Genomic DNA, 17,527 nt, shown 5'->3' with positions numbered 1-17,527 from the left:
CCTTCTAACCTTTCCTGTAACAGTCCATTTGCGAAAAGCTCCCCCCATTGATGCGGATGGACGTGGCGTCATCATTGGTAATTTCCTCGGGCGGGGTAAAGCCGAGCACTGATGGCGCCTTGGTCGCATTGATCCACTCCAGTCGCCCCTTGATCAGCGCACCGTCGAGCGAACCGGCACTGCCACGAATGCGCACGGTGTCCTTGCCATGCTGGTAGAAGAAGACGAACGGCCCGTTGAAGCCGGGGCATTCGTAGCTGCTCAACAACCTGGGCGTCGGCATGTAGCCTGCGTTGATGATGCCGACATAGATCACCGAATAACCGATATACACCAGCACCGGCATCGCCAGCAGCGCCCCCGCCCAGTACCAGCGGCGCTTGCGACTCGGCTCGTCCGGCAAAGGCTCGGCGGGCGGGTTATCCACAATGTGCAAGGGCGCCTCGGGCGCCAGCAACTCGCTGGACAGGGGGTCCCGGATCGCGGAGATCTCCTCTGCCGCCGCGACCAGTCGAACCACGCTGGCCGGCGGCGGCTCGACGATCACTGGCTCATCCATACGAACATGGCGCAGCACCGGCTCAGGCCTGGGCAGCAGACTCAGGTTGCGCTGGATGATCCGACTCTCCACCAGCACGAAAATCGCACAGGCCAGTGGCATCGCCAGCGTCAGGCCCGGTGCCTGGGTCGCCACCCAATCGGCGATCAGCGGGTCGGACATGCCGATATCCCCGGCCACCCAGCCCAACAAGGCACCACCCGCCGGGACCAGCCACGGGTAACGCTTGAACAGTCCGCTCACGAACAAACTGCCATACATCAGCATCGGGATACTCAGGAGCAGCCCCAGTACCAGAATCGCCAGGTTGTCCTGGGCCACGGCGGCCAGGGCCACCACATTGTCCAGGCTCATGGTCAGGTCGGCGAACACAATCAGCCCGATCACCGACCACAGCGTGCTGGCCGAACGCTGCGGCAGGTGTTCGGCGTCTTCATCGGCCACCAGCAACTTGATGGCAATTACCACCAATGCCCCCATGCCCAGCAGTTTCAGGCAGGGCACCTTGAGCAACAGGCTGATCACCGAAGTGAACAGAATCCGCAGGCCGACCGCCACGCCCATCCCGGCGAAAATCGCCTGGCGCATCTGCCGGGCCGGCAGGTGCCGGCAGGCCAGGGCGATGACCACGGCGTTGTCGCCACTCAGCAGCAGGTCCAGCAGGAATACCTGTAACGTCAGATTGATCCCCTGCATCCCGCTATCCAACCCGATCATCTTGCCGCTCCCGCAACCATCGTCATCAATTCAGCAAACCTCCCACACCACAGAACAGGCCGGTAAGGGAGGCAACCCCGAACACCAGGCCTACCACCCGCGCATACCAACCCTGCAACCGGAAAGCCCCGCTCAACTGCGTGCGCGCCAACCCATAGAGAAGCCCCAGCACAGCCGGTAGCAATAGCGCGTTGACCACCCCGGTGAAGATCGACAGCTCGACCAGATTGACCCCGGACCCCACCAGCACGCCGGCCGCCAGCAACATGCCAGCGAATGCCGCGTAGAACCAGGGTGCCTCGGTGGGACGCTGCTCCAGCGAATGCCGCCGGCCAGTGGCCTCACCGACGCCCCAGGCCACGGTCAGGCAAACCACGATAGTGGCCACCAACGCTCCTCCCGCCAGGCCCATGGCAAAGACCCCGCGCCCGACCGTCTGGCCCAGGGAAGCGGTAAAGGCATCGGCCAGTTGCGGCACGCTGGTCAAGGTGAAGGAAGCGTCGGAGCGGTTGAAACACGCCGCCGCGGCAATCACCACGGCAGCCGTGAGCACCTGGCAGAGGGTAGCGCCGAGCAAGGTTTCGATACGCGCCGCTTTCAGGTGCCTGACCCCCAGGCCTTTGTCGATCAACGCCGACTGTTGGTAGAACACCGTCCACGGCATGACGCTGGTGCCCAGATTGGCGGCCAGCAGATAAAGATAGGAACTGTCGTGCAGCGGCATCTGGTACCACTGCGCCGCGATCTGCCGGATATCGGGATGAGCGTTCCAGGCCACAGCGATAAAGGCCACGCCGAATATGCCCAGGCAAATCGCGACGCGTTCGACGCCATGGTAGGAACCCGTGCAGACCATGGCGAAAATCAGCGCCACCAGCACACTGATGGTTTCCCACAGAGGCACGCCGAAGAGCTGGCCGACCCCGGCCAAACCGCTCAACTCGGTCACCAGGGCGCCGAAGCAACTGAGAACCAGGGTCCCCAGGGACAGTAACGCAATGCCCCGGCCAAACCGCTGGCGCACCAGCTCACCGAAGCCCTTGCCCGTTCCCAGCCCCAGGCGGATCGAGAGTTCCTGCGCGGTATACAGCAGGGGAATGATGAGGAACTGCAGCAACAGCAACCGATAGCCCCATTGCGCGCCACTCTGCGCGGCGGTGATCACACTGCCGGCCTCGGTATCCGCCAGCATCACCACCAGCCCCGGACCCACGGCGGCGGCCATCAGGCGCAGCCGGCTGGAGCGGATTGAAACGCTTGCCATCATGTCTGTTCCCGGCTCATGGAGAGTATCTGAATGTGGCGAAGACCCTGTTCACCCTGGCGGGCGTCAGGGTCGGCTATTCACCACCGGGCCGCTTTTGAAATCCTTGAGGAACGCCGTATCCGGTGACAGCACCAGCGTCGGCGCGGATTCGGACAAGGACTGCCGATAGGTCTGCAGGCTGCGGTACAACTTGTAGAACTCGGGGTCCTTGTCGAACGCCTGGGAGGAGATCCGGTTCGCCAGGGCATCGGCTTCGCCACGGGTGATGCGGCTTTGCCGTTGCGCTTCGGAGATCAGCACGGCCCGTTCGCGCTCGGCATTGGCCTGAATCTGTTGCGCCCATTCGAAGCCCTGGGCCCGCAGTTCCTTGGCCTCACGCTGACGCTCGGACTTCATCCGATCATAGATCGCCTGGCTGGTTTCGAACGGCAGGTCGGCCCGATGAAAACGTACTTCGGTGACTTCAATACCCAGGGGCCGAGCCTTCTCCACCACCTCGGTCTGGATATGCTCGACAATCTTCGGCCGCTCGGCGGACAACAGCGACTTGAGCATGACCTGCCCCAATTCCCGGCGCAGCGAAGAGCTGACCAATTGGGTCAATTGCGCATTGGCCTGGTCAACCGTGCGCAGGGCCTGATAGAAACGCAGCGGGTCAACGATGCGATAACGCGCATAGGTTTCCACCTCCAGGCGTTTCTGGTCACCGAGAATCACCTGCTCGGAAGGCGGTGCCAGGGTCAGGATGCGGGTGTCGTAATAGATGACGGTATCGATCAGCGGTACCTTGAGTTTCAGCCCGGGGGTACGCACCGGTTCGGTGGGTGCCCCCAGCCTCACCACCAGCGCCTGCTGGGATTCGTCGACGGTATACAGCGACGAGCCCAGTCCCCACAGGGCAAGCAGCGAAAGGATCACCAGGGCAACACGAATGCGCGATTTCATCGGGTCTGCTCCTTGGCCGCACGCTTGTCCTGTTCCGACAGCGGCATATAGGGCACTACACCCGAGACCCCCTTGCCGGACGTATCGATAATCACCTTGGAGGCTTTTTTCAGCACTTCATCAGTGCTTTCCATATACAAGCGCCAGCTGGTCACATCCTTGGCCTGTGCATAACTTTCGTACACCGCCAGGAAGCTTTTCGCGTCGCCTTCAGCCAGGTTCACCGCCTGGGCCTTATAGGCTTCGGCTTCCTGATTGATATGGGACGCTTCGCCTCGGGCCCGTGGAAGAATGTCGTTGGCGTAGGACTCGGCCTCGTTGCGCTCGCGCTCCTGGTCGGCCCGGGCCCGCTGCACATCGTTGAAAGCATCGATCACCGCTGGTGGGGGATCGACGCGCTGCAACTGGATCTGAGTGATCAAAACGCCGGCTTTTTCCGCATCGAGCAAGTCTTGCAACAGCGCCTTGGTTTCCTCGGCGATCTGCTGGCGCTTGTCGGACAGGGCCGCCTGGATCGGCGTGCGCCCGATGACTTCGCGCAGCGCACTCTCGGCGGCCAGCTTGATGGCGAATTCGGGCTTGTCCATGCTGAACAGAAACTGCCCGGCATCCTTGATCCGCCAGAACACCGCGCAATCGGCTTCGACGATATTCTCGTCGCCGGTGAGCATCTGCTTGTCGCGGGACAGACTGCTGTCATTCAGGCCAAGCGCGGGGCCGTGGCCCAATTGCAATTGGTTGACCGTGGTGACCTTGGGCAGCAGGACGGTTTCGATGGGGAAGGGCAGGTGGTAGTGCAAACCGGCCTCGGTGGTATCGACCCATTTACCGAAACGCAGGACGATACCTTGCTCGTCGGGCTGGACCTTGTAGATACCGCCGACGATCCAGACAAAAGCCAGCAACCCGACGAGCAGCGCAAGGCCTTTGCCTTGCAGGCCCGTGAGCGCGACGAAGCGATTGGCGCGCAGGCCCATCGAGCGGGCTTGTTCGCCCAGCGAGGCGGAAGGTTTTTCCGGTTCCAGGGGGGTCAAGGGCTGCGGGTCGGGCATGGGTCTTATCCTGGAGAACGGCTTACCGGTTGGCACTGATCGGATTTTTTATTACCGCATATTTCTAAACATCATACAGCCGAGTCCTGAACCCCTCCTGACTTGGCGCAATGATTGAGGCGTCGGTAGCGCAAATGTGCTGACTGGGAAACGTTCCCGGGGAGAGGGTGGGGGATTAGCACTACTTGCCCAGTACCGCCAGATGCATATCCTGCAAGGACAGGACGCGTTTGGCGGCGCCCAGCTTGATGGCTTCCCTGGGCATGCCGAACACCACGCAGCTGGCCTCGTCCTGGGCCACCGTCGCGGCACCGGCATCAGCCATTTCCTTGAGGCCACGCGCACCATCGTCCCCCATGCCGGTCATGATGATACCGGTGGCGTTCTTGCCAGCGAACTTGGCCACCGAGCGAAAGAGCACATCCACCGACGGACGATGGCGATTGACCAGCGGACCGTCCGCCACCTGCACATGGTAGTAGGCACCGTTACGCACCAGCATCATGTGCTTGCCGCCCGGGGCGATCAGTGCCAGGCCAGGCAGTACCCGATCATTGTTTTGCGCCTCACGGACTTCAATCTGCGACAAGCCGTTGAGGCGCTGGGCAAAGGAGGCGGTGAATTTCTCCGGCATATGCTGAACGATGACAATCCCCGGGCAGACTCTCGGCAATGCGGTGAGCAGCGCCTCCAGCGCCTGGGTCCCGCCCGTGGAAGTGCCGATGGCGACGATGCGCTCGGTGGTCTGGGCCATCGCCTGGCTGCCGGCCGCCGATAACATCGCATCGGCGCTCAGCTTGGCGGCGACCTCAAGGCGTGGCGTGGCGGCACGCGGGGTGAGGTTCTTGACATTGGCGCCGGCCGCGCCACGCACGGCCGCGAGCAGATGAGCGGCGGACTCGAGCAGGAAGTGCTTAACGCCGCCCTGTGGCTTGGTGATGATATCCACCGCCCCGGCCGCGAGCGCCTGCAAGGTGGTCTCGGCGCCACGCTCAGTCAGCGAGGAACAGATGACCACCGGGGTGGGACGCTCGGCCATGATTTTTTTCAGGAAGGTAATGCCGTCCATGCGTGGCATTTCCACGTCGAGCACAATCACATCCGGCCAGGCCTTGGCCATTTTGTCCATGGCGAAGATCGGGTCGGCGGCTACCGTCACCTCGATATCCGGTGCCTGGTCGAGAATCGCCATCAGCACCTGGCGGACCACGGCGGAGTCATCGACTAGCAGTACGCTTATTTTTTTCATAGCAGCCCTCCGCCGTATGCAAAGAGAGATGCCGGACCCAGACATCACCGTTGCGGGTGTCGAAGATCAGGCTGCGATGCCCGGTTCCCCCCAGGTCCATGGCACACGGCGACAACCGCAGACGCGCCGCGATGGTGGTGACGGCCGCGCGGTTCAGACCGGCAACATCCCCCGCGGGATAATCGCGCGATTGTTCGGGAAACATCTCACCACCGCCGAACAACTTCAGTTGATACTCGCTGGCCTCGCTCTGATAGGCCTGAATGTTGCGCATCAGCCACTCGAAGGCTTCGTCGATATAGCTGCCGTCCAGCGCCACGCCACGCTGTCGACGGCCTGGCAGCAGGCAATGGGATATCCCGCCCAGCTTGCGTACCGGATGCCAGACAACCATGGAAACACAAGACCCCAACAGCGTATGGATCCGGGTGGGACTGTTGCGAAAGCACAGGCTTCCGGGAGCCAGGTAGATTTCCTCGACGTCCATGGCAATGGTGACCTTCATGGCTTTTGATAGATGGAAGGAGCCACCAGCTTGAACGCGTCGCTGACGCCGTGCAGGCTTTCCGAGTGGCTGATGATGAAGTAGCCGCCGCGCCGGAGAAACGGCATGAGACGGTTGACCACTTTGCGCTTGGTCTCCTGATCGAAGTAGATCATCACGTTGCGCAGGAAAATGATTTCGAACTCGCCCAATTGCGGCAGGTTGTCGTTCAGGTTGACCTGGATGAAGCTCACCCGCTGGCGCAGGGCCTTGTCGATCAGAAAAGTGCCGGCCTGCTGGCCAATGCCCTTGAGGCAATAGCGATTCAACAAAGCGGGTGGCAGGTTGCTCGCCCGCTCCATCGGGTAGTGCCCGCTGCGGGCCTTGGCCAGTACCTGGGTGCTGATATCCGAGCCGACGACCTCCCAGGGTGTGCTGCCCAAGCCCTCGGCCAGGGTCATGGCCAGGCTGTAGGGCTCTTCGCCCGACGAACTGGCCGCGCTCCAGACCCGGAAGGTCTTGCCTGGCGCCGCGCGGGGTAACACCTGTTGACGCAGAAAGTCGAAATGCTTGGGTTCGCGGAAGAAGTACGTCTCGTTGGTGGTCAACAGGTCGAGGGCCACCTGCAGCTCGCCAGTGTTCTCCCTGTCCATGATCAGTTTGAAATAGGCACCATAGCTCTCCAACTCGTGGTACTTGAGGCGCTTGAACAGACGCCCGGCAACCAGGGCCTTTTTCGCGGGCGACAGGCTGATGCCCGACACACCGTAGAGCCAGCCCTGGAACTGGGTGAATTCGCGATCCTCGAGCTTGATGCCGTTCAACCTGAAGCTCCTTGTTGGTCACTCACTGGACCTGCCGTGGGTGGCTGTCACCGACCTCCGCCAGTTGCGACATCTCGTCCACGGACAACACCCGATCGACCTGCAGGACAATGACAAATTTGCCCTCGACCTTGGCCATGCCACTGATGAAATCGGCGCGAATACGCGCACCGAAACTCGGCGGTGGTTCAATCTCGGCCGCCGGGATTTCCAGCACCTCGGACACGGTGTCGACCAGTAAACCGATATCCTGGGCCTGGCGGTCATCAGCGTTGGCTTCGATGATCACCACGCAGCTGCGCCGGGTCACCGTCGAACACTGCTGCCCGAAACGCGCTCCCAGGTCCACCACCGGCACCACGGCACCGCGCAGATTGATCACGCCACGCACGAAGGCGGGCATCATCGGCACTGGCGTGACATGGCCGTACTCGATGATTTCCTTGATCCCCAGGATACCGATGGCGAACATTTCACCGGCCAGCAGGAACGTCAGATACTGCGCCTCCTGCATATGAACCGCGGCCGCCTGTCGGGTAGTCGTTAATGCGCCCATGTTGCTCTCCTGCATGAAAAGGGCCCGCGTCCAGGCGTCGATCAGAACCGAGTGAACTCGCTTTCGTCAGGCCCGATAGCCTGGGCGAAGCTCTTGTTCAGCACCGGTTGCGGTGTCCGCACCAGCGTCCGCGCCGCGCCGCCGGCCGAGCGTGATTTGCCTTGTGGCGCATTGACGGTCGCGCTGTTCGCCGCCTCCAGCGTGAAAAAGCTCATCGCCTGCTGCAACTGTTCGGCCTGGCTGCTCATCTCTTCGGCAGTGGCGGCCAACTCCTCGCTGCTCGAGGCGTTTTGCTGGGTAACCTGGTTGAGCTGATTCATCGCGGTGTTGATCTGCGCCACGCCAGCCGCCTGTTCTTCGGAGGCCGCGGTGATTTCCTGAACCAGATCGGAGGTCTTGTTGATCGAGGGCACCATCTCGTCCAGCAAGCGCCCGGCCCGTTCGGCCATTTCGACGCTGCTGGTGGACAGCTCACCGATCTCCTGCGCGGCCACTTGGCTGCGCTCGGCCAGTTTGCGTACTTCCGCCGCGACCACCGCGAAGCCCTTGCCGTGCTCGCCGGCCCGCGCCGCTTCAATGGCCGCGTTCAAGGCCAGCAGGTTGGTCTGGTAGGCAATGTCATCGATGATGCTGATGCGCTGGGCGATTTTTTTCATGGCCTGGACGGTCTGCTGCACGGAGTCGCCACCATCGGTGGCTTCCTTGGCCGCCTTGCTCGCCATGCCATCGGTGATCTTGGCGTTTTCGGTATTCTGGTTGATGCTGGCGCTCATCTGCTCGATGGAGGCACTGGTCTCTTCGACACTGGCCGCCTGCTCGCTGGTGGCCTGGCTCATGGACTGGGCCGTGGCGCTGACCTCCTCGGAAGCGCTGGCCAGGCTGTCGGCGGCCGTGCGGACTTCACCGATGATCTGCGAGAGCTTGCCGACCATGGCCTGCATCGCCGTGAGCACCTGACCGGTCTCGTCCTTGGAGCCCGACTCGATGCTGACCGCCAGATTGCCCTCCGCTAACTGAGTGGCAACCCCGGCCGCTATTTTCAGCGGATTGGCGATAGCCCGAGAAATGAACAACGCCAGGGCAATGCCCACGAGCAGGGCGACGATGATCGCGGCCATGATCGACATCCGTCCGTTGGCGTAGATCTCGTTACCACGTTGATTGGCGGCCGTCGCACCGGCATCGTTGAGTTCGATCAGCTTCAGCAGATCGTCAGCAATACCGTCAAAGGTTCGCTTCGAGTCCCCCTTGAGGATGACCATCGCTTGTTCCCTTGTCCCTTGCCGGGATTCGGAGAGCAGCTTCTTGCTGATAACGAGGTAGCTCTCCCAGTCGCTCTTGAAGGTATCGAACAGCGCTTGTTCCTTGGGGCTGGAGATCAAGCCCTCCTTTTCATAGCGGACAATGCGGCTGTCGACATCCTTGCGCGCATCGGCAACTTCCTGTTCATACTGAGCCTGTTCCTTCGTGTCTTCAGACAACAGATAGCGGATCTCCTTGACCCGGTAGTTGGCGACAAAAAAACGAATGCCCGAGGACAGGCGCACGGAGGGCAACCAGTTCTCGCGCATGTCGGTGGCCGTCTGGTTGACCTGGCCCAGCTGAATGACGGCGAATACGCCCATCACCGCCGTCAGCGCCAACACCAGCAGAAACGAAGTGATGAGCTTGGTTGCTATTCTCAGATCGTAGAACCATTTCATTGAAGAGCCCCTCCATGTGCGGTGTGGTTGGCTGAGTTGCCAGATTTGCTATCGGTCAAGGAATAAACAGCGGCCTGCCGGGTTTCACGCTGGACCAGCTCCATCAGCAACGACGGAACATCGAGAATCAGCGCAACCTCGCCGCTACCCAGGATGGTAGAACCACTGATGCCACGCAGTGCATTGAACAGCTTGCCAAGGGGTTTGATGACGGTCTGGAATTCGCCCAGCAGGTCATCGACCACCAGCCCGGCCTTTTGCTCGGCACACCGGACCACCACCACGTTCTCACGGCGAACGCTGCGCCCCGCATGACCGAAGTGGTCGCGCAAACGCACCAACGGCAGGATCTCGCCACGCAGGTCCAGGTAGTTGTCTCCCGACATGTCCTGACGCTGCAAGGCATTCAACTCAATGCATTCCTGGACCATTTCCAGTGGTATCACGTAGTGGATCTGGCCGATGCCCACCAGGAACCCGTTGATGATCGCCAGGGTCAACGGCAGGCGGATACGGATGATCGTACCTTGGCCGGGTTGGCTATCCAGATCGACGGTGCCCCGCAACAGCGTGATATTGCGCTTGACCACATCCATGCCCACGCCGCGTCCGGACAGGTTGGTCACCGCCTCGGCGGTGGAAAACCCCGGTTCGAAAATCAGGTTGTAGATTTCCTGGTCGGTCAGGTTCGATGCCGCGGGAACCAGGCCGCGCTCGATGGCTTTTTGCAGAATCCGATCACGATTGAGGCCGGCACCATCGTCGGCAATCTCCAGCACGATGCTGCCCGAGTCATGAAAGGCATTGAGTTGCAGTCGGCCTTTGGCGGACTTGCCGGCAGCCTCGCGTACCGACGGGGACTCGATGCCGTGATCCATCGCGTTGCGCAGCAGGTGCATCAGCGGGTCGCCGATTTTCTCCACCACGGTCTTGTCCAGTTCGGTGTCGGCACCGCTGATCAGCAGCTCGATATCCTTGCCCAGTTCCTGGCTGACATCCCGCACCACACGGCGAAAGCGGTTGAACGTATCGCCGATGGGGATCATGCGCAGGTGCAGCGCACCGTCGAGGATTTCCTCCACCAGTCCCGACACCACCGAGGTGGACTCCTGCAACGGCCCGCTCGGGCTGCTGCGCGCGAGCAGATTGGCCCCGGCGCTGGCGATGACCAACTCGCCCACCAGGTTGATCAATTCGTCCAGCTTGTCGGCATTGACCCGGACGAAGCGGGCTTCGACAGCCGTCGCCTGGGGCTCGCGTTGACGACCCTGTTTTTCCAATGCGGATTGCACCACAACCGGTTCGACCACGCGTTGTTCAATCAGGATTTCGCCCAGTGGCATGGCCGGTGTCCCGGCCGACTCGGCGCTCTCGCGCTGGGTGCGCAGACCGTCCTCCAACTCCTGGGCCGTCAGCGCCCCACATCGGGTAAGGATTTCCCCCAATCGCGCAGGTTCTTCGGGCAACGCCTCGATCAGTCGCAGGTACTCTTCCAGGCGACTGTGGGGCGCCAGGATATGAATCTGGCAGTCGTCACGCACGAAATCGAATGCTTCGGCAATGGTTTCACGGCTGGCGTCGGAATCCAGATCGATCTCGAACCCCAGGTGGCAGCTCTCGGCGTCGAACTGCTCCAGAGCGGGCAGGGTATCGGCGAGGGTGACCACATGGACGATCTCGCCCAGGGTATTGAGGTAGCGAAGAAAGGACAGCGGATCCATGCCATTGCGAAACACGTCCGGCCCGAAACGCAGGGAAATATGCCAATAACCGGAACCGCCCGAGTTCTGCCCGGCCACCGGTTGGGCCATGGGGATATCGAGCAGCGCGGGCACGACGGATGCGGCCCGCGCGGCTTGATAGTTGAGCAATCCCCGACGCAGCCCCGCTTCACGCTCCAGGGCGAGGTCGCTCAACGCTTCGCCGGCACCGGCCACGACTTCAACCAGCTCCAACATATGGTCGGCGCTTTTGAGCAGCAGGGCGATCAATTCGCCATCGACTTGTATGGCGCCATCGCGTAACCGGTCCAGCACATCCTCGACAATGTGGGTGAAACCGACGATAGGGCTGAGCCCAAACAGTCCAGCAGAGCCCTTGATGGTGTGCGCGGCACGAAAAATCGCTCCGATGGCGTCGGCGTCATCGGGTACGGACTCCAGATGCAGCAACGACGACTCCATATCCTGGAGCAGCTCGCGCGCTTCCACGATAAAGGTTTGCTGTGCCTGGTCGAGATTGATACTCACGATAGAGTCCCTTTCATCGCTCCACGGTCAAAGAACCGCGGGAAGCTTGCAACTATGGATCACGGGTGCCCCAGCGTACCGGCCAGGTCGCACAGTTCGAACACCTCGAGCACCGCCTGGCTGTGCCCACTCAGTTGCAGCGCAACGCCTGTGCGCAAGGTTTCGCGCTTGGCAAGCATCAACAGCTGCAGGCCCGCGCCATCGATTTCAGTGACCTGCGAGAGGTCGATGTCCAGCGGGCTGGCCAACGCCAGAAACGGGACCAATTCGGCATACAACTGCGCGGCGGTGTAGATGGTCATCTCGCCTTCAATCCCCAGGTGCGGGGTCGAAGTGTCTGCTTGGCAAATGATCGGCATGCTCGAATCTCCCTGTTCGTCCGGTCTTGGTGATACCCGGACTCAGGGCAGGATCAGCTTGGATACGGCCGCGAGCATTTGCGCCGGCTGGAATGGCTTGACCACCCAGGCTCGCGCCCCCGCGGCTTGTCCTTCCTGCTTCTTGGCTTCCTGGGACTCGGTGGTCAGCATGATGATTGGAGTGAACTTGTAGCTGGGCAGCTTTTTCACTTCCTTGACGAAGGTGATGCCGTCCATGTTCGGCATGTTCACATCGCTGATGATCAGGTGAATTTTCTGCCCGGTCAGCTTGCCCAGCGCATCCTTGCCATCACTGGCTTCGATCACGTCATATCCGGCGCTTTTGAGCGCAATGCTGACTACCTGACGAACACTGCTTGAATCGTCGACCACCATTACGTTCTTCGCCATGACCGGCTCCTAAAAGAAGGTGATTTCCTGGATGTTAGCGGGTTGATTGACATTGACCTTACCCGAGTGGTGATTACGGCGTTGCTCATCGGTGGCGTAACTCAGCTCCATTTCCGCCAACCAGGCGGGCGCGTCGACCACCACCGTGGCTCCCGGCTTCTGGGCTTCGCGCAAGTGACGGAGCAGCGCTTCCATGTTGTTGCGCACCTGCGCGAGGATCTGGCTGACCCGATCCTGGAATTGCAGGTTGATCAGCACTTCGGTGACCTCGTCGCGAATCCCCAGGCCCTCGCGTTGCAACAGGGCGGCGGAGTCGGAGAGCTGGCCAGTGATGCTCTTGAAACGGACGAGTACGCCCTGGATGCTGGCTTCCGAGTTGGCGACTGAATCCTTGTCGAGGTCGGTGCTGCTGGCTGCGGCCTCCACCAACTGGTTGATGGCGCCGTTGATGATGTCGACCTTGGCGGACATCTTCTGCCCGGTCTCGCTGGATTGGCTGGAGAGGGTGCGTACCGCGTCGGCGACCACCGCGAAACCGCGTCCCGCTTCGCCGGCACGGGCGGCCTCGATGGCGGCGTTGAGCGCCAGCAGGTTGGTCTGCTGGGCGATGGCGGCCACTTCACCGGCCATGGCCCGTAGTTCGCCGGTATAGCCGGTGAGGTTGCGCACCTGCACCAGCATCTCGTCACGGCTTTGCTGAATGGTCTTGAGCGACTCAATCACGTGTAGCAATTCGGCATCACTCTTGGCCAGCACCTCCAGCGCGCCACCCTGGCTGCCCTCGGCCAGATCGCCTGCCGTGGCCTGGGAGGCATCGACGGTCTGTTGCAAACGTTGGGAGATAGCGCTGAAGCGGCTGGTCAGTTCAATGATGGCGGTTTCGGTCTCGGTGCGAGAGCTTTCGATTTGCCGGGACCAGATGGGAATCGCCTCCAGGCAGACCGCCTCCAGTCCACCGGTTGGTGCGGCATCGACCGGGACCTGGGCGGCTTGTGCGTCACTCAGGATCCGGGCTGACAGTTGCCGATACTGACGCAGGTTCAGGAGTCCGACGAGGCCACCCACCAGCAACAAACCCGCCGACCAAGCCAGGTTGGCCGGACCCCAGTTGCTCAAGAGCAACACGCAAGCACCACAGGCAGCGGGGACGAGGGGCATCCAGAAAAAAGCACGAGCCGGGGGGATGGGCTGCGAACCCTGCGGGTTATCGAATGACGACATCGGTTCCTCCCTGAATCAGTTGAACAAAGCTCCACTGTACAACCAGGTTATCCGCCGAGACTCCAGGCTACTTGAGCGCGGAGCGGGGTCAGTCGTCGGATAGTGGTAAAGCCATTCGATCCACAGTATGGCACATTGCCATACTGTGTTACCAATTCTTGAGTGTAGACCGGCTTACTGAATACATGAAGGGAATTTGATTTTAAATCTTGGGGGGAGTGAGCCCAGACGAGGCCTGGGTAAGTCTGGAAAGGCTTTGGGGCCAACAACTTCCATGTCTCCAGAAATAAGAAGGCCCGAACATAATGCCGGACTAAGCCAGCACCAGAGGATCGGGCGCGATTACATATAACACCGCCGAATGCATCATCTAACCAAGCGACAACAGCATCAGAAATCCAGGTTCGACACCGCCAACGCATTGCTCTCGATAAAGTCACGGCGCGGTTCAACCGCATCGCCCATCAGCGTGTTGAAGATCTGATCCGCGCCGACGGCGTCTTCGATCGTCACTTTCAGCATCCGGCGAACCGCAGGGTCCATGGTGGTTTCCCACAATTGATCCGGGTTCATCTCACCCAACCCTTTGTAGCGCTGGATGGTGTGGCGCTTGGTGCTTTCGGCCATCAACCAGTCCAGGGCTTCCTTGAACTCGGTCACGGCTTTCTTGCGTTCGCCACGCTGAATGTAAGCGCCTTCGTCGAGCAAGGTGCTCAACTGCGCGCCCAGGGTCACGACGGTCTTGTAGTCGTTGCTGCCGAAGAAATCGCGGTTGAAGGTGACGTAGTTGGATAGACCATGGGAGATCAGTTCGACCTCCGGCAGCCAGACGTTACGCTCACGGTCTTCACGCAGGCTGGCTTTGTAGACCAGGCCGGACTTCTCGTTCAGACGCAGGCGGACTTCATACTTGGCCAACCATTCCTGCATTGCCAAGTGATCGCCCAACTGCTCAAGGCTCACCGCTGGCAGGTAGATGAAGTGCTCGGTCAATTCCTGCGGATACAGGCGCGACAGACGCTTGAGGGTCTTCATCACCATGCGGAAGTCATTCACCAGACGTTCCAGCGCTTCCCCGGAAATCCCCGGTGCATCCTCGTTCAAGTGCAAGCTCGCGTCTTCCAGGGCCGACTGCGTCATGTACTCTTCCATGGCGTCGTCGTCTTTGATGTATTGCTCTTGCTTGCCTTTCTTCACCTTGTACAACGGTGGCTGGGCGATGTAGATGTAGCCACGCTCGATCAGCTCCGGCAACTGACGGAAGAAGAAGGTCAGCAGCAGGGTACGGATGTGCGAACCGTCGACGTCAGCATCGGTCATGATGATGATGTTGTGGTAACGCAGCTTCTCGATGTTGTACTCGTCACGGCCGATACCGCAGCCCAACGCGGTGATCAGCGTGCCCACTTCCTGGGACGAGATCATCTTGTCGAAACGGGCTTTTTCCACGTTGAGGATCTTGCCCTTCAACGGCAGGATCGCCTGGGTGCGACGGTTACGACCCTGCTTGGCGGAACCGCCAGCAGAGTCACCTTCCACCAGGTACAGTTCGGAAAGGGCAGGGTCCTTTTCCTGGCAATCCGCCAGTTTACCCGGCAGGCCGGCAATATCCAGCGCACCTTTACGGCGGGTCATCTCACGGGCTTTACGCGCCGCTTCACGGGCACGGGCGGCGTCGATCATCTTGCCGACCACCAGCTTGGCTTCGTTCGGGTTTTCCAACAGGAAGTCGGAGAAGTACTTGCCCATTTCCTGTTCGACGGCGGTCTTCACTTCGGAAGAGACCAGCTTGTCCTTGGTCTGGGAGCTGAACTTCGGATCCGGGACCTTGACCGAAATGATCGCGGTCAAACCTTCACGGGCATCGTCACCGGTGGTGGCGACCTTGTGCTTCTTCGCCAAACCTTCCGCTTCGATGTAGGTGTTCAGGTTACGCGTCAGCGCGGAACGGAAACCCACCAGGTGAGTACCGCCGTCACGCTGAGGAATGTTGTTGGTGAAGCACAACAGGTTCTCGTTGAAGCTGTCGTTCCACTGCAGGGCGATTTCCACGCCGATGCCGTCTTCGCGCTGGACGTTGAAGTGGAACACCTGGTTGACCGGGGTCTTGTTGGTGTTCAGGTATTCAACGAACGCACGCAGGCCGCCTTCGTATTTGAACAGCTCTTCCTTGCCGCTGCGCTCGTCCTTGAGGACGATACCGACACCGGAGTTGAGGAAGGACAGCTCACGAATCCGCTTGGCCAGAATGTCCCAGCTGAAGTGGATGTTCTTGAACGTGTCGCCGGAGGCTTTGAAGTGAATCTCGGTACCGGTGGTTTCACTGTCGCCGACGGTTCTCATCGGTTCCTGTGGAACACCGTGAACGTAGGTCTGCTCCCAGATCTTGCCGCTGCGACGCACCGTCAGTACCAGCAACTCGGACAGGGCGTTCACCACCGACACACCCACACCGTGCAAACCGCCGGAGACTTTATAGGAGTTGTCGTCGAACTTACCGCCGGCGTGCAGCACGGTCATGATGACCTCGGCGGCAGATACGCCTTCCTCCTTGTGCACGTCCACCGGAATGCCGCGACCGTTGTCACGCACGGTAATGGATTCATCCGTGTGGATGATGATGCTGATCTCGTCGCAATGGCCGGCGAGTGCTTCGTCGATGGAGTTGTCGACCACCTCGAACACCATGTGGTGCAGACCGCTACCATCATCGGTGTCGCCAATGTACATACCGGGACGTTTGCGTACGGCATCCAAACCTTTCAGCACCTTGATGCTGGTCGAGTCGTACGTATTTTCTTCGCTCATGCCTTCACTCCCGATGGTCGTGGGTCTGGGTGATACAGCCTTGTTCCACGTGGAACAAAGCAACTGGCGTTTCCGTCTGCCAGCCTTCCCTCAATAATTCGTGGTCTACACAGGTGATAAACACCTGGCAGCGTAAGTCTTCCAGCAAGCGACAGAGTGCACGACGGTGTTGCTCGTCCAACTCGGACGGCAGGTCATCCACCAGATAAATACACTGACCGCGTCGTGCCTGACTGACCAGGTGCCCCTGAGCAATGCGCAAGGCACAGACCACCAGCTTCTGCTGACCCCTGGACAAGATGTCCGCGGCATTGTGCGCGCCCAATCGAAGACGCAAATCAGCTCGCTGTGGTCCGGCTTGGGTGTGACCCATTTGCTGGTCCCGGTGCAGGGAAGAAGCGAGCACGGCGCTCAATTCCTTCTCTTTGTCCCAACCACGGTAATAGCTCAGCGTTAAGCCCTCGAGTTCGACTAGCTCGCTCAAGGTCTGCTCAAAGACTGGTTTCAAGGCTTTGATGTAAGCGCGGCGGTATTCATCGATTTCGGCGCTGGCCAGGCACAGTTCCCGGTCCCAGGCCGCTTGCGAAGCGGCGTCAAGTGTACCATGCCGCAGCCATGAGTTCCGCTGCCGCAAGGCCTTCTGCAAGCGCTGCCAAGTCGACATGAAACGAGGTTCCACGTGGAACACACCCCAGTCGAGGAACTGGCGGCGGATCTTCGGGGCGCCCTCCAGCAAACGAAAACTGTCCGGGTTGATCAACTGCAACGGCAGGATTTCCGCCAATTGCGCCGCGCTCTTGGCATTCTGGCCGTCGATGCGGATCTGAAATTCACCCTGACGATCCCGCGATATTCCCAACGCGCTGTGTCCACCCTCAGCCAATTCCACCTGACCAAAGACCGTGCAGGCGAGTTGCTCGTATTGGATCACCGGTAACAGGCGGGTACTGCGAAACGAGCGCGCGAGCCCGAGCAGATGCAGCGCTTCGAGCACGCTGGTTTTTCCGCTGCCGTTGGCGCCGTAAAGGATATTGATACGCGGGGAGGGGGAGAAGGTCACCGGCTGCAGGTTACGCACCGCGGTGACCGAAACACGACTGAGGGACATCTAGCGTTGGCTGGA

Annotated in this window: 15 protein-coding genes; all 15 read right to left on the bottom strand. The window is 60.6% G+C overall.

The features are described from left to right. Nucleotides 1-4 precede the first annotated feature (4 nt). On the bottom strand, nt 5-1,276 hold the full coding sequence (locus PFEN_RS24330; protein ID WP_191489176.1) for a TerC family protein: 1,272 nt from the start codon (nt 1,274-1,276) through the stop codon (nt 5-7). 25 nt (nt 1,277-1,301) lie between these two features. Continuing rightward, on the bottom strand, nt 1,302-2,540 hold the full coding sequence (locus PFEN_RS24325; protein WP_224771067.1) for an NRAMP family divalent metal transporter: 1,239 nt from the start codon (nt 2,538-2,540) through the stop codon (nt 1,302-1,304). A 66-nt stretch (nt 2,541-2,606) separates the two neighbouring features. Beyond that, entirely contained in the window at nt 2,607-3,488 is an 882-nt protein-coding gene (gene hflC, locus PFEN_RS24320; RefSeq protein ID WP_191489175.1) for a protease modulator HflC, read from the bottom strand. After that, nucleotides 3,485-4,540, bottom strand: coding sequence for an FtsH protease activity modulator HflK (hflK, locus tag PFEN_RS24315; protein WP_191489174.1), 1,056 nt, complete (start codon nt 4,538-4,540; stop codon nt 3,485-3,487). Before hflK ends, hflC begins: the two co-directional genes overlap by 4 nt. Before the next feature lie 181 nt (nt 4,541-4,721). Continuing rightward, entirely contained in the window at nt 4,722-5,789 is a 1,068-nt protein-coding gene (locus PFEN_RS24310) for a protein-glutamate methylesterase/protein-glutamine glutaminase (RefSeq protein ID WP_191489173.1), read from the bottom strand. Continuing rightward, on the bottom strand, nt 5,758-6,294 hold the full coding sequence (locus tag PFEN_RS24305) for a chemotaxis protein CheD (RefSeq protein WP_191489172.1): 537 nt from the start codon (nt 6,292-6,294) through the stop codon (nt 5,758-5,760). Before PFEN_RS24305 ends, PFEN_RS24310 begins: the two co-directional genes overlap by 32 nt. After that, nucleotides 6,291-7,097 (bottom strand): CheR family methyltransferase, encoded by an 807-nt coding sequence (locus PFEN_RS24300; protein ID WP_191489171.1) that lies wholly within the window; start codon nt 7,095-7,097, stop codon nt 6,291-6,293. The genes PFEN_RS24305 and PFEN_RS24300 overlap by 4 nt, the downstream gene beginning before the upstream one ends. Nucleotides 7,098-7,119: 22 nt before the next feature. Further along, nucleotides 7,120-7,653 (bottom strand): chemotaxis protein CheW, encoded by a 534-nt coding sequence (locus PFEN_RS24295; protein ID WP_191489170.1) that lies wholly within the window; start codon nt 7,651-7,653, stop codon nt 7,120-7,122. 41 nt (nt 7,654-7,694) lie between these two features. Then, nucleotides 7,695-9,356, bottom strand: coding sequence for a methyl-accepting chemotaxis protein (locus PFEN_RS24290; RefSeq protein ID WP_191489169.1), 1,662 nt, complete (start codon nt 9,354-9,356; stop codon nt 7,695-7,697). Beyond that, complete coding sequence (locus PFEN_RS24285) at nt 9,353-11,605, bottom strand: chemotaxis protein CheA (protein WP_191489168.1); 2,253 nt, start codon at nt 11,603-11,605, stop codon at nt 9,353-9,355. Before PFEN_RS24285 ends, PFEN_RS24290 begins: the two co-directional genes overlap by 4 nt. A gap of 59 nt (nt 11,606-11,664) precedes the next feature. Continuing rightward, nucleotides 11,665-11,964: a lipid asymmetry maintenance protein MlaB gene (locus PFEN_RS24280; protein WP_191489167.1), complete on the bottom strand. Its 300-nt coding sequence runs from the start codon at nt 11,962-11,964 to the stop codon at nt 11,665-11,667. A 42-nt stretch (nt 11,965-12,006) separates the two neighbouring features. Continuing rightward, the gene (locus tag PFEN_RS24275) at nt 12,007-12,375 is read right to left on the bottom strand and encodes a response regulator (RefSeq protein WP_191489166.1); all 369 of its coding nucleotides are present in this window, start codon (nt 12,373-12,375) and stop codon (nt 12,007-12,009) included. A gap of 9 nt (nt 12,376-12,384) precedes the next feature. Continuing rightward, entirely contained in the window at nt 12,385-13,056 is a 672-nt protein-coding gene (locus PFEN_RS31655) for a methyl-accepting chemotaxis protein (RefSeq protein WP_412071489.1), read from the bottom strand. A 930-nt stretch (nt 13,057-13,986) separates the two neighbouring features. Next, nucleotides 13,987-16,404: a DNA topoisomerase (ATP-hydrolyzing) subunit B gene (gyrB, locus tag PFEN_RS24265; protein WP_191489165.1), complete on the bottom strand. Its 2,418-nt coding sequence runs from the start codon at nt 16,402-16,404 to the stop codon at nt 13,987-13,989. Nucleotides 16,405-16,408: 4 nt separating this feature from the next. After that, a complete protein-coding gene (gene recF / locus PFEN_RS24260) occupies nt 16,409-17,512 on the bottom strand; it encodes a DNA replication/repair protein RecF (RefSeq protein ID WP_191489164.1) in 1,104 nt (367 codons plus the stop codon). Nucleotides 17,513-17,527 lie beyond the last annotated feature (15 nt).

This window comes from Pseudomonas sp. FEN (assembly GCF_904067045.1).
Taxonomy (GTDB): domain Bacteria; phylum Pseudomonadota; class Gammaproteobacteria; order Pseudomonadales; family Pseudomonadaceae; genus Aquipseudomonas.
The sequence above is the reverse complement of the archived record's forward strand: the minus strand, read 5'-3'. Positions and strand labels throughout refer to the sequence as shown.